Source organism: Reichenbachiella faecimaris (assembly GCF_900176375.1).
Lineage (GTDB): Bacteria > Bacteroidota > Bacteroidia > Cytophagales > Cyclobacteriaceae > Reichenbachiella > Reichenbachiella faecimaris.
Genome location: NZ_FWYF01000001.1, coordinates 1774696 through 1796741, shown reverse-complemented (window position 1 = coordinate 1796741; position 22046 = coordinate 1774696). Strand labels below are relative to the sequence as shown.

The window sequence follows — 22046 nt, the reverse complement described above, 5'->3', positions numbered from 1 at the left end:
GGTTGCTTTTAATTATAGATACTCAAAAATTCACGTAAATCATCATCTGGCTCAATGTTGAGCTTTTCTTTAATATCCGCAATATGAGTCTGTATAGATTCTAGCGCCTGATCCATATTGCTGGACATGTTTTTCAACGAAATACCAATTTTGGCGTATGCACATATTCGCATTTGTGTAGGAGTAAGGCTATTAAAATCCCCTTTGAGGTTTTCGAAAAAGCTAGGATGCATTTGATCAAACTTCACAATAAAATTGGCCCACGTTTCATTTTCTGCAAAATGCTCTTTGGTCAATTTTTCTTTGTAGAGTTCGGGAAGAATTTCTTGATTGGAATCAAGTTTGATGCTTGGTCGCTTTACTTTTTCTTTTTGTTTGGCACGGAAGGCCAAAGCTTTTTCTACGGCTTGATCAATTTGATTCGGGCCTTTAAGAGGTTTGGTCAAAAAACAAGAAGCCCCTGCTTCAATCAATTCACTTTCACTTTCCCAATGGGAGGATACGATAATGACAATGGGGTCATGTTCTAGCGCTTCCATAGTGTCGAAAGCATCTATTTCTTTCATCTGAACATCCAAAAACAGAATGTCCGGTTTTAGATCATCTATTGCTGTAATTCCTTCTACAGGATTCAAATAACACCCCAACAAGTCTACGTATTTAGTATGCTGAGCATAAGCGGTCATGACCGTGAGTAAAATTTTATCGTCGTCGATATATACAGCAGTATATTTTTTCTTCTCCTCCATTTTGCCGCAAAATACAAATTAGATATTCTTTTGAGTAAATTTTTCGATGAGTGATTTTAAAATAATCGATTATTTTTCAAGTTCTATATTGGCTTTATATGTTCATCTCTATTATTGCTCCATTTTTGTGCAAGCGCAATCCATTTTGTTTCCATTTTACCTTGAAATATCACTTGCCTTGTTTAGCTGGTTTATCTTTATCCAAATTTTTTAAAACCACTATTTTGAAAAGAACATACCTCATCCTATTGCTATTATTTTGCGAACTTATTTCGGCATTCTCGCAAGAATATCCCTTAGAAACCGTCATCCAGCGCGGGCATCGTGCAGCTGTACGTACAGTTGCCTATAGTCCTGATGGACAGTTTCTAGCGACAGGAAGTCGAGACAGTAGTATCAAACTCTGGCAAGTCACAACAGGTCGTGAAATTCGAACTTTTTTAGGGCACATCAATCCAGTGAATATTGTAGTATTTGATCCTACTGGCAAGTATCTGGCCAGTGGCTCTTCAGATCAGACCATTCGGATTTGGGAAGTGGCTACCGGCCAACTGGTGCGCACATTGGAAGGACATGGAAAGCGAGTTTCTTCTTTGAATTTCAACTCTGATGGCACACAGCTGGTCTCTGGCGGCTGGGATAGGCAGGTATATGTATGGGATGTACATACAGGAGAAAAAATAGGCGAGTTTAAAGGCAACCCAGCTACAGGAATCGGCGTGGGCGTTCAGGTTTTGTTTACGAAAGACGACAAAAATTTAATCACTGGTAATGATGATGGTAAGATTATTACCTACAAGCTTGATTCAAATGTGCCACAAGATACCTTAAGGAACATTAGTCCGAGTTCGTGCGGAGGATGTCCAAGTTTTATTCAGTTGGATGACAAAGGATCCAGATTACTTTCTGCGAGCATAAGAGGACCAGTGACCTTGTGGGATTGGAAATCAGGGAAGGTGGTCAAAGAGTTTAGTCAGGACGGAGAGGAGTACAACGCAGTGGGCATGAAAGGAAATACCGTTTTTGTGTCTGATGAAGATACGGTAAAGATCTGGAATACTTCTGGCCAACTGCTTCATAAGATATTGAATACAGAGACCAAAATCAATTCGGCCACACTTAGCCCAGATGGCAAGTTCATAGCTACCGCAACTAATGACAGAGTGACCAAAATCTGGAATACACAAACAGGAAAGTTGAGCAAAGTATTAAAAGGTTATTTGAATGACGCCTTGGACAATGGTTTGGGATTGGACCCTGAGTCGTATTGGCAATACAACTTGAGCAGATATGTAGGCTACAAAGAGGGCATCAGAGTTTCGCCAGATGAACGATTTGTCATAAAAGCAGTAGGTACTTCAGCGCAACTTTGGGATCTGAACAAGGGGCGAGTGGTGCGTTCTTTTGATGGACATGAAAATGGAGTAACCAGTTTCGAATTCTCTAAGGACGGCAAGTATTTGTTTACAGGCAGTGGGGACAAAACTATTCGCATGTGGGAAGTGAGCACAGGCGACGAGCTCAAGACTTTTGCTGGGCACAGAGAGTTGATTTTCGAATTGGCACTTAGCCAAAATGGAAAATATATGGTATCAGGCAGTTGGGATGCCACTGCCAGACTCTGGGATATTCAAAGTGGAGAAGAAATTAACACATACAGAATGGATCAGAACTCACCCTATGCTTTGTCTTTTGCACGCAATGACCTTTACCTGGCTGTCGGGACACTAGGAAAAGAACTGAAGCTAATAGAAATTGACAGTGGTGAGCCTGCAAGAAATTTTATAGGACATACAGAAATGGTGTCTCATGTCAGCGTAAAAGACGGCCAACTGTTGACTGGAAGCTGGGACGGTAAGGCGAAACTATGGGATATGGCTTCGGGTCTTAGCGTTCAGAAATTTGTCGGTCACGAAGGACAAATTTTCACTACAGCATTTAGCTCGAATGGCAAACAAATAGCTACTGCTGGTTCCGATCGAACGGCGAGGCTATGGGATATTAATTCAGGAGCAACAATTAGAACTTTTGTCGGTCATACAGATGCTATTACTACTGTAGACTTTATTCATAATGATAAACATTTGATCACACATAGTTTGGATGGTACCACACGAATTTGGGATGTAGCCACAGGACAAGAGATTATTTCTCATATCCTGTTAAGTGAAGGGGATTGGTTGGTGACGAATAGCAATGGGCAGTTTGACGCTACAGAAAAGGCCAAGCAAAACATCTTTTTTGTTAGAGGTATGAAGAGTTATTCTCTGGATCAATTTTTTGAGGATTTTTATCAACCTGGTATATTAGGGAAATCACTACAAGCGGACGGCTTATTGAATGACAAAGTTGACATTAAATCAAAACTTAAAAATTCACCACCTCCCACTGTTGAGATCATTTCGCCCACCTCTGGCGAACACCTCACCAAAAATGAGATAGATGTGATGGTGAAAATCACGGATGAAGGTGGAGGAATGGACGAAGTAAAACTCTTGCACAATGGCAAGCGATTGCCTGGGCACGACCGAATGACCAGGGTGAAGCCAAAACCAGGAAAATCCGTATTTCACCATTATCCAGTGCAGCTGGTACCAGGCAAAAATGTGATTGCTATCTCAGCATTCAGTGATGAGCGCATTGAGTCAGAGCTTACCCAGCGTGAGATATTTGCTGATGGCATACACGAGGATATTACTTGTCATGTCATGGCCATTGGGATCAATAAGTACAAAAACCCAAATCTGGATCTTAATTATGCGTTTGAGGATGCGGAAGCATTCTTGAAATTGGTGAAAACCAAGGGAAAAAAGCTATTCAACAGGACACAGGTTTATGCTTTGTTTAATGAAGAGGCCACTAAGGAAAACATGTTGGCCACTTTGGATGAGATAGCAGCAAATGCAAGACCTCAAGATGTTTTCTTCTTTTATTATGCCGGACATGGGAGTATGGTGGATGGTGATTTTTACTTCATTCCTACAGAAAATATTCGATTGTATGATTTGGATCTACTGACAGATGAGGCAGTAAATGCTGCTACACTGCAACAGAAATTTGCTAGCATCAGTGCTCTCAAACAACTGGTGGTTTTAGATGCTTGTCAGTCAGGCGGGTCCACGGAATTGTTGGCCATACGAGGAGCCAGTGAAGAAAAGGCTATGGCACAATTGTCGCGAAGTTCAGGCGTACATGTATTGGCGGCCTCAGGCAGTGAGCAGTTTGCCACGGAGTTTGCAGCGCTCGGCCATGGATTGTTTACCTATGTTTTGCTTGAGGCTTTGAGCGGTAAAGCGGACGGCGCGCCCAAAGATGGAAAAGTCACCATTTACGAGCTGAAAGCTTACATAGACTCACAAGTCCCAGAATACGCTATTCAGTATAAAGGCAAGTCACAGTATCCGGTCACTTACTCGCGAGGACAGGACTTTCCGGTGGTGGTGGAGTAGACAATGAGTTTTAATATTTATATATTTAAAAAAATGTTTTCCTAAACGATCAAAAAGATGAAAAACCTAATCAAAGCTATTGCATTCATATTAATCCAATGTGTCCATACAGGCTGTGATGAAAATGAAATCATTGAGCCAAAATCTTCTGATAATGCTGTTAATCCTTTTGAATGGCCATTAGCGGAAAAAGTAAGTGAGCCTTTACCTTCTTCCCAGCAGGGAGATAGCCACCTAAAAGATTGGTATTAGAAAGTCTAAATTATCAAATCTGAATAACGAGACTGGTTTTAAGTACTGGTCTCTTTTTTTACTCATCAATATTACCTCTATAACTACATGTTGAAATATTTTGGACTGCTGGGCGTACTTTCGTTGATTACTATAAGTCAAGGATTTTCTCAGAATACAACTAAGGATAGTCTTCTAAATGAGTTGCAGCAAAACTTAGATAATTATTCCAGGGCTTCTGTTTACTTACGGCTGGCCAAAGGCAGCTTTTCAGATTCTAGTGCAACTTTGCAATATTTGGATTCAGTAGAGCGATTCACACCGAAAGATAAAATGGAATTAACTGTGGAGAGTAGCATTGCAAGAGGGCAGTTGTATAGTCAGTTTCTTCTGTTTGAAAAATCGAACAGCTACTATAAAAATGCTGCCGCGGTATCAGCCCGTCAGGGTTTTAGCAAATTATCAGCTAAGGTAAATTTCTTGTTGGCTTATAATTACTCTACTACTTCAAATGTTGATTTAGCCAAAGCATCATTTCTAACGGCCAAATTATATGCAGAAAAAGCTAAGGATACGCTTGTCATTTCTATGATACTGAATAACCTGGGATATCTGCTTGAAAATGAAGGCAGATTAGACAGTTCGATCTATTACTACGTGCTGGCGACCAAATTTCTGAATGAAGAGAATCACAAGGATCAGCTAGCTCAAGGATATAATAATATTGGCTATGTATATCAAACACAGCAAGAGAATGAGCTGGCATTGGAGTATTTTAAAAAAGGCTATGACCTAGCAAAACAATCGACTGGAGTGAGGCCTTTGGTGTATGCTAATATCACTTTAGGGGACTATTTCAGTGAGTTGGGTCAATACGATTCAGCCTTGTTCTATTTGGAGAAAGCTCTAAAAATCAGACAAGAGAAAAACTTTGTTGAAGCAGATTATTATTTATTTGTTTCATTAGGGCATGTCTACCTCAACAAAAACGACTTTTCTAAATCTGAAGAATTTTTCCTCCAAGCGCTTGACATCTTTATACGGGTAGAAGATGAACAGGGGATTGCTGATGCCAGATACAATCTTGCCAGAATCAAATTTCATTTTAATCAACTGGATGAGGCACAAGCTTCAGCGACAGCGGCATTGCAGATAGCGAAGGAATTGAAAGACCGAACACTCGTGGCTGATATTTACGATTTGCAAAGCCAGATTTATGAAAAATTGGGAAGGTATACGCAAGCATTTAACGCTCTTAAAAGCCACGTTGAAATCTTCAAAGAGGTAAATCAAGAAAATAAGTCAAAACAAATTGCAGAAATCCAAACCAAATACGAAACAGAAAAAAAAGAAGCAGAAATAGCCACACTTTCTCAGCAGGCCACTATTCAAAACTTAGAATTAGAGCAAAAAAATCTAGCCATCCTGATTGGCGGTGTAATGGTTTTATTGATTGGTGGTTTTGTATTTTTCAACAACCGGCAAAAATCGATGAAAACCCAGCAGAGCCAAATGGAACTGGAGCAGCGTTTTCTTCGATCTCAGCTCAATCCACACTTCATCTCCAATGCACTATTGGCTGTGCAGAATTTCATGCTCAAGAATCAGTCAGAGACAGCAGTTACTTATTTATCCAAATTCGCCAAGCTGATGCGGGAGACCTTGGAGAATTCCAGAAAGGAATTCATCCCACTGGAAGATGAGTTGGAAATGCTCACCAATTTTATGGACGTGCACAAGATGCGACTCAACAATAGTTTTGAATATGAAATTCACGTGTCAGACCAGATTGACCCCGAGGTAGATACCATTCCGCCTATGTTTGTACAACCCTTTGTTGAGAATGCCATTGAGCATGGAATAACCCCCAGCGATGGGAAAGGAAAAATCGAGCTGAAATTCGAAAAAGAGGAGGAATACATTTCCATTGTGATCAAAGACAATGGCGGAGGATATATTCAATCCACTACAGCGTCTAAAGATCATCAATCACTCTCCACTACGATTATCAGAGAGCGCATGGAGGTATTCAACAAAACACTGAAAAGAAAAATACAGCTCATTTTAGCAGATGTAAAAGGTGCCGACGGCAAGACACTAGGTGCCCAAGTAGAATTGAAAGTGCCATATAGATATATATAGATAACAAGAGCAAAAAGATGCGGTTAGTATTAATTGATGATGAATCAACAGTAAGAGAAAATCTTAAAATCCTTTTAAACATGTATACTCCACATGCAAAGGTGGTGGGAGAAGCAAGTGGTGTTCAGGAGGGCTTGACTTGTATAAAATTAAACCATCCTGACTTAGTACTGTTGGATGTCGAAATGAAAGACGGCACGGGATTCGACCTTTTGGCAATGTATGGGAAAATAGATTTTAAGCTAATTTTTGTCACAGGCCACAATGAATATGCAATCAAAGCCTTTAAATACAGTGCTATTGATTATGTCCTCAAACCGATAGATCCAGATGATCTTAAAGCTGCCATTGGTAAGGCGTCAGAACACTTCGACGAACAAGAGCTCAATTTAAAAGTTTCTAACCTTGTAGGGAATAAAAATACAGTCAATGAACAACAAAATGTCATTCTTAAAGATGCCGAAAATGTTTATTTGGTAGCTGTAGAAGATATAATTCGTTGTGAGTCAGAAGCCAATTACACCAAATTCTTTCTTTCTGATGGTCGAAAATTGATCATATCAAAAACCCTCAAAGAATACGATCAGTTATTTGCAGGGCAGTCTTTCTTTCGTGCTCATCAATCTCACCTGATCAATCTTAATCATTTCGATAGATATGAGAAGAAAGAAGGTGGGATTGTATACATGAAAGATGGGAGTGTTCTACCTGTGGCAGTACGTAAAAAAGAGGCACTCATGATAAGGCTGCAAAGCTTGTAGGTACTTTTTCTATTGGCTAAAAACAAAAACACAACTATATTCAACGAATTATAGAAACTCCTGACAAATATTGATTTGTCAAATATACAGACTGACCTGGTTTTGATTTGAGTAGCTTATCAAATTTAAAAACCATGAAAAATTTATCCTTGCTCTTCATTCTTCTGGCCGCCACTTCTATAGAACAGGTCTTGACTGTCAGTAAAGTTGATTTGCAGCGGCTTTTTTGAACTGATCTCAATCAAATATTAATTCAATTGGATCGAATAGTCATCGATCCTGAACGAATACTCATCCACTCAAAAATCCCTGAAAAGCTGTCCTAGTTTCGAGAATGATCCATTAATAATCAAATCTCAAACTATGGAAACCTTACTGCAAAAAACCACAATACCAGGCACTTATCAAGCGCATGCTGACATCAATGTTCGATTTAGAATCCTTATAGAATTATTGATTATCCTGTTACTTTCTTATGGTTCAGTTTATGGCCAGGAAAGTCAAACCCAAATCCTGAAAAATTTCGAATCTGGTAGCTACTCCGTGTACAAAGTAGCTGACAAAAAACTACAGCCAGTGAGCAAGCCATGGCCTGTTCAAATCAGCGAAGATGCTAGCCAGGTGACTGTGAAAAGAGCGGGCATAATCGACGAAGTCTTTAAACCTGATGTGCCTGGCTATCCAGCTTACTACGCCTACAAAGTATTTCGTCTTTCCTTCATCAATGACTACGCAGTCTACTACGAATGGAATGGAAAACAGCAGTCCACAACGAAATATGTACTTGTAAAACCAGGGGGCAAATTCAATGGTCGTTTGGAAGAGGTCAATAACGAAATAGAAACTTACGCTAAGGCCACTTTTAAAAACCAAACCAACGCACGCGCAGACGTAAAGGAGCAAAAACAGCACATGGCTGAGGCCGAGCGCCTGGCCAATTCATTGGAAAACAAGCAAGTTTCCAAAATTGAAATAAAGCTGGTGTCACAACCTGAAAAAGTGGCTCACTTCAGCGAAGCAATAAGATACGGAGTGGTAGCAACACTAGCCAATGGCGAAAAATTGAGCACGCCTAATCTGGGCGGTAAAATCCCATGGAGCGATTTCAAATTGACAAACAAAGGTTGTAGCAATACTGCTATAGAGGCCAGAGTCGACGAAGATGCAGACCAGCTGATCAATGATGAGGTAGTGCTACAAGTAAGCTCCATTTATCACACAAACCTTACAGCCAAAAAAGCCATATCGACTACCAATGATGTAAGTATCAAGGTAAATCAAAATGGATTTTGGGGAAACGAAAGGCACAAATACATGACGGTTTTTCAGGGCATAGATGGACAGCATGCCGGACCCGCAGATAATTTGATTATCAAGGTGAAAACAATAAAACATGCCCAGACTGGAGCAAGTCTGAACAAGATTGAAATATTTAATCAAACCAAGAATAAAACAGTAGCACGCTACAAACTCACACCTACTACGAACCTTACTGTAAATGCGATAGGGGGTCAAGGCATGAATGGAAGAAAAGGTCGAAAAAGTGAAACAGTTGGAGGGAATGGTGGAAATGGAGCCAATGGCGGTCAAGTCACCCTATTGAAAGATCCATCTGTAAAGCAGCTCAGCATCACCATCAATAATCAAGGCGGAAGAGGTGGAAAAGGTGGCGCACCTTATTACTCCACAGGCCGAATGGGAAATGCTGGAAACAGTGGTAGAGATGGCGTACTTACAACAAGAGTAGAATCAGTAAATCTTAATTTTTAATCAAACTATAAAACCAAAACAAATGAAACTATTAGCAAAAATCATGATTGGATTAATCATCACCTTGATGATCTATCCACACCAAAGTGAAGCACAATTCGGAAAATTGAAAAGTGCTATGGGCAAATCTAAATCTAAATCCAGCTCTGGAGGAGGAGGTAACGCATTTGCCAGTTTTAACGACGAGACCGATGAGATGGGAATCACAGGATCTTACTATGGATTGAGCGATGGCAAGTCTTACGGCTATAGATTTGTGAAAGAAGACGAAGGCAAACTAGTCAATCAGCTCTTTTATTTTGAAAAAGCTGGTGATGATCCACAACTCAAAATGGACATGAAAGAGAGCTATTTCAGAAAAGCAGAGGTCAAACTGTTTTACAATTGGTTATCAGCAAGTGCCTCGGGCTATATTGAATTGATCGAAGTAGATCCAGGTGTACTGGCGCAGATCAAGTCTGACAGAAGCTACAATGACGGCCCTGTGGCGCTGGATGCTACTCGAACTGTAGTGGATGTGTATGCCAAGGACAAAGCCAATTTTGACACGTGGGACATAGAAACGGCTCAAGCCAAAGTAGATATGCTGATAGGTACACTCAAGGCGGATGAATTCGTAAAAGTGAAAAAGAATCTAGAGAAGTTTGAAGTATATAGCACTTACAAGGGCAAGATAGCTTTCGCTAAAGGCACAAACTATCTTAGAAATCAGAAGAGCAATCAGCCAACAGAGAAGCCCGCTAATTTTATTACAAAGGCAGAATTGGGAGCGACAGTAGCTTTCAAACCTTATTTTGAGCAGCCACTGGAAGTGTCACACCCAGGCGCATGGTTCAATATCACCTATGAGATGGCAGGTGAAATTACGGACAGAGAAAAGCTTAGAAAGTCAAGTACAGTCTTTGCTGAGAATATCCCACAAATCGATAAAGATCAGGAAAAATTCTACTTCTGGTATCCGAAAGTGACTGTGAATACTTCCAACAATGTTGCAGACTATGCCTTCTTGGAATTGCTTAGAAAATCCCAAAATCAACTCACTGCTGGTCAAGTTTACGATCTAAAAGTGACTGTTTGGGCCTTCAAAGACGGAGCGAATATTGACCCAGTAGCTAGCAGTACGATCCAGTTAGAATACACAAAGGAAGAAAATGGAACCAAGAAGCTTTTGTTCGACCCGATCAAAGGCTGGGTGACAGTTTTAGAAAACTTACTAGACGAATAAGTCTTTGTGAGAAAGAGGTATGCTTTTTACAAGCCTTAAAAAAAGGTTTTGTAGTAAGAAGGAGTTGATCATTAGGTCAGCTCCTTTGTTTTGAATGGCGTTCGAATGAATGATTAGTCAACAGTCATTTCTGACGTGTAACGACTGTTGACCTAATTCACCTTTTTCAAGCTTAGTTTCTATCTGGGTATACGCCATCCCAGTTGATGATGTAATTCATACAAGTCCAAGGTTGCATGTTTTCATGAGAGAGGCCAGCTCCTGTCATTCCACATTGGCTATCCACTTTTACATCTACATCTCCTTGTAGGCTGGCTTGGATATCCAGAGCACCCGCATTCATACTGGATGTCGCTTGAGTCGCCGTGTCAGTATATATTTTGTCACCAGTAAGCGCTTTGGTCTCAGCAGGAAAAGCATTGCTTGGGTCTGCGGTATTTCCTGCAGCACTAGCACATTTGATGGTACCCGTTGCATTGGCTGTGAGATTGTTTTGGACAGTAGGCGTGCTAGTGATCAGATGGTTGTGTGCAGGGATTTGAGTCTGTATTAGCGTCACACCTTCCACTCCACCAAATTGACCCAACGTTCTCGATGTTAGACCAGGGCCAGCACCTACTCCTATGGGCGCGCGGCCTCTAAAATCTGGCATACCAAAGGTGGTAGTACCATTTCCGCCATAAAGCGAACCTAACAATGAAGCTAGGGCTGGGTACTGTGATATGGCTAAGATTTGACCTTCGCAAGCTATCCAGCCCCTTGGAGTGAAGTTGCCGGCAAATAATTTGATTTCTCCTACAAATGTTGACATAATTGATATCTGTTTAAATTGATTAATAAGTACTTAACCAAGCCCCTATAGTACTGCTATAGACGAAGGTGTACAGGTTGGAATTTGTATCTAGAAATGTTAGAGTAGTTGACGAGTCAAATAGACCGTTGGCAATGTAAAGTGGTTTTCCATTTCGATTTACTCCCGCATTTTCGTTGTTCGACACCACGGTTAATTTCTGCCCATCTGTTGGAGAAGCAGGAAGAGTGGCGATAAATGCACCATTAATAATTACGATTTCATCCGAGGTAGTGAGTGTGGTATTGGCACTCATGGTTCTTACAGATGGACTGCTGGATGGAGTGTCCCAAGAAACTGAAGATCCGTTCGTGGTCAAATATTTGCCCGAATGCCCAGATTGAGCAGGGAGTTCTATTTCATTAGTTATAGAACCATCCACTTCAGCTGTCAAATATCCATTGTTGGCAACATAGGCGTCTACCTGAGTTTCATTGAGTTGGGTATCTGTGTTGTCCAGATAACCGCTCAAGTCAATGGTAGTAGCAGAACCATTATTGGTAATGGACAGATTATTTCCTGACAACTGTAAATCCTGAATTTCATTTGTGATAGAGCCATCTACTTCAGCCGTTAAATACCCATTGTTGGCCACAAAAGCATCCACCTGTGTTTCATTGAGCTGTGTATTGTCGTCTCCATCACTTAATCCTGTAGGTATGTTTGACAAATTTGAAAATTCGCCATCAAATCCAGCACTGGTGGTGATCCACTCTGGACTACTCCCATTGGTACTGAGCACTTTTCCAGCTTGCCCGGCCTGTGCTGGCAGCTCTATTTCATTGGTAATCGAGCCATCTACTTCGGCAGTCAGATAGCCATTGTTGGCAACATAGGTATCCACCTGCGATTCGTTCAGTTGCGTGTCTGTATTGTCCAGATAACCACTCAAATCGATAGTAGTAGCAGAACCATTATTGGTAATGCTTAAATCATGGCCCGTGAGTTGTAAATCTTGAATTTCATTGGTAATTGATCCATCTACTTCGGCAGTCAAGTAGCCATTGTTGGCAACATAGGTATCTACTTCAGCTTCGCTCAATTGGGTATCGTCATCTCCATCGTCAAGTCCGGCAGGCACGTTGGCTAAGCTTGAAAATTCTCCATCAAACGAACTTGAAGGGACGTCTGTCAGGTCATTGTAGCTTACCGCGCTCCAAGCTGGATTGGTGCCGTCAGTGGTTAGAACCAAACCAGCGTTGCCTGATTGTTCGGGTAGCTCAATTTCATTGGTGATGGACCCATCTACTTCTGCCGTGAGATAGCCATTGTTCGCCACGTAGTCATCTACTTCTGCTTCTGTCAATTGTGTATCATCATCACCATCACTTATTCCTGTGGGGATATTTGTCAGATTAGCAAAATCTCCATCAAAATCTGATCCTGTAGGTATATTGGATAGGTCATTGTAATCCCCGCTAAAAGTATTACCCGCTTTTTCTGCATATAATGCATAAGGTACGCTCATCAACTGACTGGTTCCAGTAATGGTATAGGATGAGCCGCCTAATGGATCAATTTCAGTTTGTATAAAGAAGGCTTCTGTGGACCAGTCTATATCTGAAAATGTTCCACTCACTACCGAACCATCACCAATTTCAATACTGATCAATCCATTGGAGTTACTGGTAGGGTTGTGGGTTTCGACATAAACGGCTGTCCCGCTAGAGCTACCCTCTAAAATGCTAATTCTCATGCCGATTTCTTGATCAATAACAAGAGTGCCAGAGGCATCTCTTACCACTGCTTGATAGCTCATTTTAGAAGGGGCCTGGGCTTGCAACTGTTGGATAATCAGCAAACTGACTATAAACAACATGGTCAAAACGATTGTAAGTATCTTTTTCATGTCTTTTGTTTTTATTGTGAAGGGGAACGCTTGATTTTAAAATCATCTTTTGAGTTGTATTGAAAGATGATTGCGTTCATTTTTTTATTGTTTAATTATTCTAAAGCTTTTGAGTTTCTTCTTTCTTTTCGAGACTTCCACCAGGTAAATGGCTTCTGCCAAATCTTCCATTGGGACGATACCCGCGCTGTTTTCTACCATCACACTTTTGAGCAAAGTTCCATTCAGATCAAAAACATTGACTGTAAGTGGATCGGTCTGCAAATCTGCTTTTATGGTTAGAAAATTGATCACAGGATTAGGGTAAGCTGAAATCTGGAGATCTAATAGAATGTCATTTTGTTGCGTACCAGTGATGACTTCAATTTTGTAAACTTGTTGAACTCCAGAGGTAACAGATCCATTTGCACTTACACTTGAGGTTGAAAGCAATTGGCCGACACTATAGCTCAGTGATCCAGAAGATGAACTTACTTCTCCGCCACCAGATAAAATGGTTTCTTGGGCACTTACGCTGACCTTCCCTAATAGTAGGTATAGCAGCACAAATAATAATAGTTTTAATCTTCTCATGATTTAATAATGTTTGGTTCATCAGATAAATTTTTCGGACTTTGGAGGATGAGTAAAAGCCCCTAAAAGAGGCTCTTACTGCTGTCCTTCACCTGTATGTTGCTATGGACTAAGTCTTCAAAATTGAATCCTGAACAAACTTCGGATTTGAAGAGAATGAATCTATCAGGCAGGAAGGGTATTCTATTTGATACCTCTTTTGGGGTAGCAAACTCAAAAAAGTGGCTAGAAAAGCTAGGAAGACAATTAGGGGATCATCTTTAGTTGTAAATAAAAATGCCTGGCTCTTAATAAATTTAGGAACCAAGCATTTGTTATAAGATAGTTAGATCAGTAGGAGACTAGTTGGAGTAAACAGCGAACGTGTTTAGTTGGTTGTTCGAGTCCAATGTCCCCCAAAAATTGGCTTTGTTGGTTAGTCCAGCCAAAGCAGCTTCTAAGCCACCAGCTACGTTGGATTTAATGACATACTGTCCAGGATTCTTCCCACCAGCAACTCCAATTACATTGAGTCCCTGTTGAGTGGAAACCAATGATATTTTTCCAGTTACATACTTGACACCAGCATCTGCAGTTGCTAAAGCTGTTGCTGCTTCCATGGATTCTGGAATGCTTGATTCAGTTATTGTTGACATAATTTTAAAGATTTATTATGGTTCCTACTCTATTTAGGCTTTTCAGATTCCGCCTTGTCTTTTTATGTTTAGACAAGTCAAAATTCTATGAAATCCTGATTGAATCAGTCAGATGAAAGTGGCATTCATGAACATGCCCCATTAGTGGTAGATTTTGAAAAAAGGGGGTATTAAAGCAAAAACGCCCCGTTGAGCTTGACTCAACGGGGCGTTTAGATGTACGCATTAAAAAATTTTATCTAAGGCATAATAATACTGAAAAGGAAAGAATTAGTTAATAGGGCAAGCTACGCCGCTACCCCAGCTTACATTATTCTTTATGACCTTCCCGTCCTTCAACTTATCGGCAGATACTTGACATACAGGCTCCCAGTTTGAAGGACTTACTTCGTCTTGGATGAGAAGTGGCCAGTCGTTGGATGCGGTTATGGGTGTAGTAGAAGGTGAATTGGCTGATCCTTCAGGTAACGTTCCAATGACAACGGTATTTTGAACCACTTTCAACACCTTAGGTGCATAATTTTCAATACTTAATTTGATGTTTGGTGCTGGACAGGGTAATAAAGGAGGATTGCATTTGGCTGGTGCAGTTGAAGGACTGGGAGTTGTACCTGCAGCAGGCACACTGATTCTGCTAGCTGTCTGGAATTGTGCAGCCAGTTGCTTATAGCCACCATTGTATTGCCCATAAGTAAATTCAATGAGGGTTTTAGAAGGATCTGCGTTTTGTGCGAATAATCCATGAAAACCTTCCTTTTCAAAAAACTCGAAAGCTACTTGTCCAGAAAGCTGTTGGTACAAAGTAGGATTGTTGAATACTTGAGTTACTATCGCCCAATCACGGGTAGAGTCAGGAGCCTGACTATCAGCGGGAATATTGAGTCCCCCAGATTCGGTAAGAAATACAGGTATGGGTAGGGAAGTAACCTCTGATGCCAGACCATCATAGGCGTTGAGTGGGCCATGACCAGTGGAAGGATTTACGTACCTATAGGTGTTGATGCCGATATAATCAGCTCTTTCGGCTGAGTTTCCAGCTGCATAATATTGCGCTACCACATCTGTGCCAATGCCTCCCCATGCCTTGAGCGTAGAGGCAGGGCCATCTTGCATGGCTACTCCCACAGGAACGGCTCTGAGACTTTTGGTATTCATATATCCTTTAAGATCTCTGATCATAGATTTGATCACAGCTGCATCTTTTTTAATTGTATCGTTAGCTGCCTTAGCATTATTCCCCATGGCTGTATAAATCTCACCAGGAAAAACCACTTCGTTTCCAACAGAAAAAGCGAACGTATTTGAGAAGGCACAAAATTCCTGAGCCACTGAAGTGATTCTGTTGTATAGGTCTAGTGTGTATTTTGGGTTTATGCGGTCTACTGAAATGCTAAGTGTAACCAGGCCAACCATCACGTAAATATTGCTGTCTGAAAGCAAATTCATGACTTTGTTATGATTTAGTGTATGATCTACCTGATAGACGCGAACGGTGTTGACTCCCAAATAAGTGAGATGAGGTAGGATAATGTTTTTGATGTAGTCATAGTTGGTATCAGCAAGGAGATCATTGGTGCCATTCATGGCCATAGAAGTAGACAAGGCTATGCCTCTGACCATGAAGCGGTTGCCTGTGGCGTCTACAAATGCTTTCCCACTGACTGAAATTTCACTTATAGAAGTGGATGATGTATTGGTTGACATGATTGCATTGATTTATTTATTCCTACTCTATTTGGGCTTTTCAGAATCCGCCATACCCCTTTTTGGGTTAGGGTAATTCAAAATTGGATTGAATGATTCGTGATTCTATACGTCTGAATAGGGATTGTGGTATATACCACCAAAGGGGTATATAAAAGAAGGTAACTACCCGTTGACAGTAGTGCATTTTTAATATTGGATTGGATTTAGTTTAGAGTTAAGCTTATCTGATAGTTTAATATCTGAGATCACTTGCGCGAATAAAATCTTCCATCTAATTTCAGAAGCTCCTATTAGAGGTATTTATTTCAATACCTCTTTTGGGGTATCAGATGATTAGAAGTGCTAGCTACTTTTGAGATATAATTATTATGTAACTTTTAACAATAAACCAAATAGCCATGAGTCAAACCGAAAACACATTGCATGTAGCAGTGTATTTGAATGTTGAAAACATTGTTTCTAAATACCCAAATCCAAATGGCGAAATGATCGACCTTGTCAACGGAGCGGAAACGTTTTTTCAATTCTTGCCAACCAATAGCGAAGGATATATTGAAGTGCCCACCACGACCAAGCAAATCACTTTTACATTGAGCGATTCCAAAGGCCACAGTGATGGCAGGTATTGGCTTACCAGATTCATCAATGAAGATGAAGGGATCATAGCGCCAAGTACCCCAAATAAGGGAGGGGCATTAGTACCCGCCAATATCTTGACTGTAGACGTAAACCCAGATGTAAAAAAAGGAGATACAGAGGATTTTAAATTGCACTGCTATTTCATCTATTTTGATGAATCTACAGGAGAGAATTTGGTGTATCACTGCAAGACGGATCCTAAGCTACAGGCAGACCAGCCTGGAGGAGGTGGTTGAAATTGTTAACTTTAAAAATAGCAGGAGCAATATAGTGAGTAAAGTTGTATTGATTTTTTTGATGCTTATTATTTTTCAGAGTTATGGACAAGATCAGTCTAGGGCTGACAGTCTGAAGCTATTTCTCTCTGAAGATAAAGTAAGTAACGACTCTATTAAATTATCAATTCTTAGTGAATTAGTTAGAGCTTCTTCAGCGCCTGATGACAAACTATTATATGCTGATAAGTTGTTAAAATTGGCTGGAAAGACTAATGAACCAGTCTATATAATAACTGCACATCTGTCCAAAGGCGTGGCTTATAGGTTAAAGGGTAAGTTAAAAAAATCCTTTGAGAGCCTTTTTGTTGGAGCTCAATTGGCGATTGATATAAATAATGAAAGTTATAAGGAAAAGGCTTTTTTAGAGATTGCAAATACTTACACATCAAATGATGATATTAGGAATGCTTTGGTTTATGAGAAAAAAGCTATAGAAGCTGGAAGAAGGCATGGTGAAAAGCAACCACTTGCTATAAATCTGCTAAACACAGGCTACAGTTACTACACCCTAAATTATCTGGACTCAGCTTTGTTATTATACAATGAAGCTGAGCCCATTTTCGAGGAGATCGGGCTTGAAATAGGAAAAGCATACACGATAGGTAATCGAGCCTTAGTTTATTGGAAGCAAGGAGATTATACTAAAGCAGAGAAGGATTTATTAGTGGCCGTAGAAATGCTTGAACCTCTGGGCGATCAGTATGGTATGGCAGATTATCACAATCAGCTAGGGAGTATTTATCTAGAACAAGACAATATACCTAAGACCATTTGGCATACAGAAATGGCCATCCAAATGGGAGAGGCACTAGGGCTGAAGGAGCAGATTCGAGATGCCTCATTACTACTAGCTGATCTGTACAAAAGACAAGATGACTATAAAAAAGCCTTGGAATACCAGACCCAATACCTCGCCTACAAAGACAGTATCGAAAATACCGAGCAAACCAAAAAAATGGCCGATATGCGGACGGAGTTTGAGGTGAATCTTAGGGAAAAGGAAATTGACCTACTCGAAGAACGCGAAGCCCTGCAGTGGACTTATATTGCTATAGCTGTGGGATTGTTGATTATGGCTATTGTCATACTTTTGTACTTTAGACAGCGATTTATGACCACCAAATTAATGGCAAAGGCTGAGCAAAAACAACAAAATGACAGAATCAAAGACCTATTGGGTTCACAAGAAACCAAAGCGCTACAAGCCATGGTCAAAGGTCGAGACAATGAAAGAAGAAGACTAGCGAAAGAACTGCACAATCATTTTGGCAGTTTGCTGGCCACACTCAAAGTGAACCTGAACGGAATGGACGATTTGAAGTCAGAAAGGCACAAAACCATGACTACGCTGGTAGACCAAGCCTGCTCGGATATCCGTACGATGTCCCATTCACTCAATATGGGCATATCTGAGAATTTTGGTTTGGTGCCAGCACTCAAGGAGCTGACAGATCACTTGCAGCAGTCAGGAGGATTGAAAGTCGAGTTTGCTGCAGCTATGGGAGATTATCAGTTGACTTCAGAAAATGAAATTATCATCTATCGCATTGTGCAAGAACTGGTGAGCAACGTGCTGAAACATGCCGAAGCAACCAAACTATCGGTATCATTAACTTACTTCAATGAAGAGAGTCTGGTGAATATCTTGGTACAAGACAATGGAAAAGGCTTTGACGAGAAGCTGATAGAAAAAGAATCAGATGGCATGGGGTTGGGCACTTTGAGGGAAATGGTAGAAAGTTTTGACGGAGATATTACATTTGATACTAATCGGCAAAGCGGCACGACTGTCAATATTGATTTGCCTTTTGCCACACAACCAGATCTAACAGAATTATGATAAAAGTGCTCATAGTTGAAGACCATGACCTTTTTGCAGAAGGGGTAAAGTCCATGTTCCGACCAGAGGATGGGATAGAGGTGGTCAGTCATACCAAAAACGGACATCAAGTAGCTGGGATTCTTGAAGCAACAGCAGTAGATGTGATTTTGATGGATATTGACATGCCGATCATAGACGGGATTGCAACCATGGAATTGCTAAAAGGTAAAGGTTTAGATATCCCTACACTCATGCTCACGATGCATCAGTCTATGAAAAAAATCAAAGGGGCATTGGAAAAAGGTGCGCAAGGTTATATTTTGAAAGACGCAGGGAAAGATGAATTGGTGGAGGCTATAAAGCTCACCAGTCAAAGAAAAAACTATTTTCACCCGAAAATCAATGAGCAGGTTTTTGATTATTTCCGAGGCAAGAGCCATACAAAAACGGGAATGGATGAGCTTTCAGAGCGCGAAAAGGAAATCATAAAATGCTTGGCTGATGGCTCGAATAGCAAAGCCATAGCCAATCAATTGTTTATCAGTGAGCATACGGTAAAAACACACCGCAGAAATATCATGCACAAACTCAAAGTGAAAACCTCAGCCGAGTTGATCCGTCTGGCCATGGAGAAGCAGATTATTTGATACTGAATTGAACTGTCGTGCTCTTTTTTAGTTCGACTTTGGTATAGCACAGTATTGGATTGGGGTTTTGTTCTACCAGCAAGTAGGTATGATAATGCATCCCCATAAAGATGCACTCTTCTACAGTGGCTTTAAATTTTCCTTTTGGATCAATGATTAAATGCTCTGGACGTATGAAAACTTTTTTCTTCTCAAACGTCATTTCATTGATAGGCCCTAGAAATTTTGCGGCATATAGGGATTTTGGATTTCGATACACATTCACAGGGTTGCCCTGCTGCTCCAGTTTGCCCTGATTGAGAATAATGATTTGATCAGCAACAGCCAAGGCCTCTGCTGGATCATGGCTCACCAGAAGTACTGTTATCCCCAACGTACGCAGCATACCAATGATTTCTTTCCTCACTTCAGCTTTCATGGGTAAATCCAAATTACTGAAGGGTTCATCTAGCAGCACCACATCTGGTTCATCTGCCACAGCTGCAGCCATGGCAATGCGTTGTTGCTGTCCACCCGAAAGTTCACGAGGATAGCGATCTGCATAGTCTTCTAGCTTACAGAGTTGCAGTAGCATTTTGATTCGAGCTTCTTTGTCTTCATAGGGATAATGAGAGATCTTCTTCCCTATATTATCCTTTACTGTCCAAAACTGTTGAAGCTTGAAGTCCTGAGGTACGTAGGCAAGATGGTCATAACCTGGAACCAAATGATGTGATGGACCTGTGATTTCTTCTTCATCCACAAAAACAGAACCGTCGATTGCGTCTTCCAGACCCGCAATAATTTTTAGTAAGGTGCTTTTACCAGAACCACTCTCACCTAAGATATAGGTCACTTCCGCTGATTTGATTTCAAAGGAAACCTGGCTCAAAGCTTCAACGCCATTGTCGTATGTTTTGGAAATCTTGGAAAGTTTGATCACTGATGTGATAGAATTAGTGGATAATAAAAAGAGTGCAAATATGGGACATCATCTACTGAGGCTGGGTATTCATTGATTTTTTTATAAAAAGCGAAAGGATTGGTACTTTAGTTTAGATAGATAGTAAAAATAGTACCTTTTCCAGGTTTGCTTTTTACCTCTATATGTCCGTGATGATGGTCGATAATTGTTTTAATCAAGTAAAGACCGAGACCGCTTCCTTCTTTTGATGGGTCTAGTTGCTTGAAAGGTTCAAGGATTTCAGTGCCACTTACCGTGGAATCAAATCCAACACCATTGTCTCTAACTTCCAAGACTGTATGATCATTTTCTTTATAAGATTCAATCTCAATTTCAAGCAATCTATTAGGACTGCTGTATTTAATGGCATTGGTAATTAGGTTCAAAAAAATGCTTTTTAGCTGAGTCTCTGGGTATTTTACGGTTGAGCATTTGGCGAACCATTTAGTGATAATTACTTTGGAGGTTTCCATTTGGACGGAGATACTTTTTTCTACCTCCATGAGTACCTGATCAAAATAGACTAACTCGGCCTTGGCATCCAAACTTTCCCTGAGTTGATGCACTTCATTGAGTGCCTGTACTACGGTTTGAATTTGTTTTGCTGATGCTTTAGCATGATCCAGTAATTGGTCGTGATCATCCGCATCTTTAAACAATTGATCGAGTAGACCAATTAGATTGGTAATAGGAGCTTTCAGGTCATGTGCCGTACTATAGGAGAAATTTATATGGCGCTCTATTTCTTCTTGAGCATCGTGAAGTTTTACCACCATTTCGTTGAAGGTAGTGGTAAGCTCTGCCGTGAGTCCTGACGACGGAGTATTTACTTGTACAGATGTTTCTCCTTTACTCACGCGTTTTACTCCTTCCGTTAATTGATAGATTGGAATCGTAGTTTTGTTACTAGAAATAAAAGATATGATAATGGCAATCATTACAAAAAAGCAAGTGAATAGTACCACCAGCCGAAGCGTGGTTCTCTCATCTATTTCTATGCTGTTTACTACGGTTTCAGTGTATTTTTCTATTTGAATCAGTATAGTTTCTACTTGTTTGTTGAATTTTTCTTCTTCAGCTTCCACATCTTCTACGCGATCAATGGCTTCAGTTAGTTGATTTGACTTCAATAATTCTATAACTGCCAAAGCGTCCCTTTCATAGCTGAGGTGTTCCTTTTCCATTCGTTTTAGAGAATTGAGGAGGTCTTTCATGATGATACGCTGATTGTCAGAGGTGGCTTCGGAAATGCCGACTTTTACCTGCTCTTCAGCTTCCACTAGTTCTTTGTCCACCAGTTGGGCCAAGGATCGAAAAATACTGTCTGCCAAGGCAAAATTCTCACCTGCGCGTTCGTACTTGCCAATTTCTTCTGCAAATCTTACTGCTCTTTCAAAGTTTATGGATTGCTCAAGTTGGTGTGTCTCTATATTGGTCATTGCTTCAATGAGGGGAACGTCAATGCGCGCGACCTCATCAATGGAATTGTGACTGTTGTAAATACGCATGGTACTAAAGATACCAATGGCGACTAGTAAGACAATAAGAAATAAGCTAGCTCCCGATATGTGCTTCGATAGGTTTTTTTTCACTTGTCAATCAACTTTTCGTTAACAAATCCTGGTAAAAAGACTGACCGAACGAGTCGGACATTATCTGGGTATTAGGCGTGGATTCTAAATGTACGATTTTTTGACGACACTGTCAGAGCCAAACGTATAAATTATGAAGGCAAAAAAAGAAAAAGACAAGTGTATATACTTGCCTTAATCTTTA

General features: G+C 40.5%; 17 protein-coding genes. 9 read left to right on the top strand and 8 right to left on the bottom strand.

The window, feature by feature from the left end:
• Window positions 1-8: 8 nt before the first annotated feature.
• Window positions 9-749 carry a response regulator gene (locus B9A58_RS07560; protein ID WP_084371848.1) on the bottom strand — a complete coding sequence of 247 codons (741 nt, stop codon included), beginning with the start codon at window positions 747-749 and terminating at the stop codon, window positions 9-11.
• 224 nt (window positions 750-973) lie between these two features.
• Between B9A58_RS07560 and B9A58_RS07555 the strand changes: the two genes are divergently transcribed.
• The 6 genes from B9A58_RS07555 (at window position 974) to B9A58_RS07525 (ending at window position 10327) form a co-directional block, all read left to right on the top strand.
• The gene (locus B9A58_RS07555; RefSeq protein WP_176214713.1) at window positions 974-4198 is read left to right on the top strand and encodes a caspase family protein; all 3225 of its coding nucleotides are present in this window, start codon (window positions 974-976) and stop codon (window positions 4196-4198) included.
• A gap of 57 nt (window positions 4199-4255) precedes the next feature.
• On the top strand, window positions 4256-4450 hold the full coding sequence (locus tag B9A58_RS07550) for a hypothetical protein (protein WP_084371846.1): 195 nt from the start codon (window positions 4256-4258) through the stop codon (window positions 4448-4450).
• A gap of 87 nt (window positions 4451-4537) precedes the next feature.
• Window positions 4538-6571, top strand: coding sequence for a tetratricopeptide repeat-containing sensor histidine kinase (locus B9A58_RS07545; protein WP_084371845.1), 2034 nt, complete (start codon window positions 4538-4540; stop codon window positions 6569-6571).
• A 17-nt stretch (window positions 6572-6588) separates the two neighbouring features.
• Window positions 6589-7332, top strand: a complete 744-nt coding sequence (locus B9A58_RS07540) for a LytR/AlgR family response regulator transcription factor (protein ID WP_084371844.1) — start codon at window positions 6589-6591, stop codon at window positions 7330-7332.
• Between the two features lie 363 nt (window positions 7333-7695).
• On the top strand, window positions 7696-9102 hold the full coding sequence (locus tag B9A58_RS07530) for a hypothetical protein (RefSeq protein WP_084371842.1): 1407 nt from the start codon (window positions 7696-7698) through the stop codon (window positions 9100-9102).
• 22 nt (window positions 9103-9124) lie between these two features.
• Window positions 9125-10327: a hypothetical protein gene (locus B9A58_RS07525; protein WP_084371841.1), complete on the top strand. Its 1203-nt coding sequence runs from the start codon at window positions 9125-9127 to the stop codon at window positions 10325-10327.
• 172 nt (window positions 10328-10499) lie between these two features.
• On the opposite strand, the gene B9A58_RS07520 is transcribed toward B9A58_RS07525, so the two are convergent.
• The 5 genes from B9A58_RS07520 to B9A58_RS07500 all read right to left on the bottom strand — a co-directional run bounded on the left by B9A58_RS07520 (window position 10500) and on the right by B9A58_RS07500 (window position 15938).
• On the bottom strand, window positions 10500-11138 hold the full coding sequence (locus B9A58_RS07520) for a phage tail protein (RefSeq protein ID WP_084371840.1): 639 nt from the start codon (window positions 11136-11138) through the stop codon (window positions 10500-10502).
• Window positions 11139-11160: 22 nt separating this feature from the next.
• Window positions 11161-13026, bottom strand: coding sequence for an autotransporter outer membrane beta-barrel domain-containing protein (locus B9A58_RS07515; RefSeq protein WP_139793789.1), 1866 nt, complete (start codon window positions 13024-13026; stop codon window positions 11161-11163).
• A gap of 84 nt (window positions 13027-13110) precedes the next feature.
• On the bottom strand, window positions 13111-13599 hold the full coding sequence (locus B9A58_RS07510; RefSeq protein WP_084371838.1) for a T9SS type A sorting domain-containing protein: 489 nt from the start codon (window positions 13597-13599) through the stop codon (window positions 13111-13113).
• Window positions 13600-13940: 341 nt separating this feature from the next.
• Window positions 13941-14234, bottom strand: a complete 294-nt coding sequence (locus tag B9A58_RS07505) for a hypothetical protein (protein ID WP_084371837.1) — start codon at window positions 14232-14234, stop codon at window positions 13941-13943.
• 270 nt (window positions 14235-14504) lie between these two features.
• Complete coding sequence (locus B9A58_RS07500; protein ID WP_084371836.1) at window positions 14505-15938, bottom strand: glycoside hydrolase family protein; 1434 nt, start codon at window positions 15936-15938, stop codon at window positions 14505-14507.
• 401 nt (window positions 15939-16339) lie between these two features.
• On the opposite strand from B9A58_RS07500, the gene B9A58_RS07495 reads away from it, so the two are divergent.
• The 3 genes from B9A58_RS07495 to B9A58_RS07485 all read left to right on the top strand — a co-directional run bounded on the left by B9A58_RS07495 (window position 16340) and on the right by B9A58_RS07485 (window position 19327).
• Window positions 16340-16816, top strand: coding sequence for a hypothetical protein (locus tag B9A58_RS07495; protein WP_084371835.1), 477 nt, complete (start codon window positions 16340-16342; stop codon window positions 16814-16816).
• Between the two features lie 61 nt (window positions 16817-16877).
• Entirely contained in the window at window positions 16878-18698 is a 1821-nt protein-coding gene (locus B9A58_RS07490) for a tetratricopeptide repeat-containing sensor histidine kinase (RefSeq protein ID WP_176214712.1), read from the top strand.
• Entirely contained in the window at window positions 18695-19327 is a 633-nt protein-coding gene (locus B9A58_RS07485; protein ID WP_084371833.1) for a response regulator, read from the top strand. Before B9A58_RS07490 ends, B9A58_RS07485 begins: the two co-directional genes overlap by 4 nt.
• Here B9A58_RS07485 and B9A58_RS07480 read toward each other — a convergent pair.
• Together B9A58_RS07480 and B9A58_RS07475 are read right to left on the bottom strand one after the other, a co-directional pair.
• Window positions 19320-20249 carry an ABC transporter ATP-binding protein gene (locus tag B9A58_RS07480; RefSeq protein WP_084371832.1) on the bottom strand — a complete coding sequence of 310 codons (930 nt, stop codon included), beginning with the start codon at window positions 20247-20249 and terminating at the stop codon, window positions 19320-19322. The genes B9A58_RS07485 and B9A58_RS07480 overlap by 8 nt on opposite strands.
• Before the next feature lie 107 nt (window positions 20250-20356).
• Window positions 20357-21862 (bottom strand): sensor histidine kinase, encoded by a 1506-nt coding sequence (locus tag B9A58_RS07475; protein WP_139793788.1) that lies wholly within the window; start codon window positions 21860-21862, stop codon window positions 20357-20359.
• Window positions 21863-22046 lie beyond the last annotated feature (184 nt).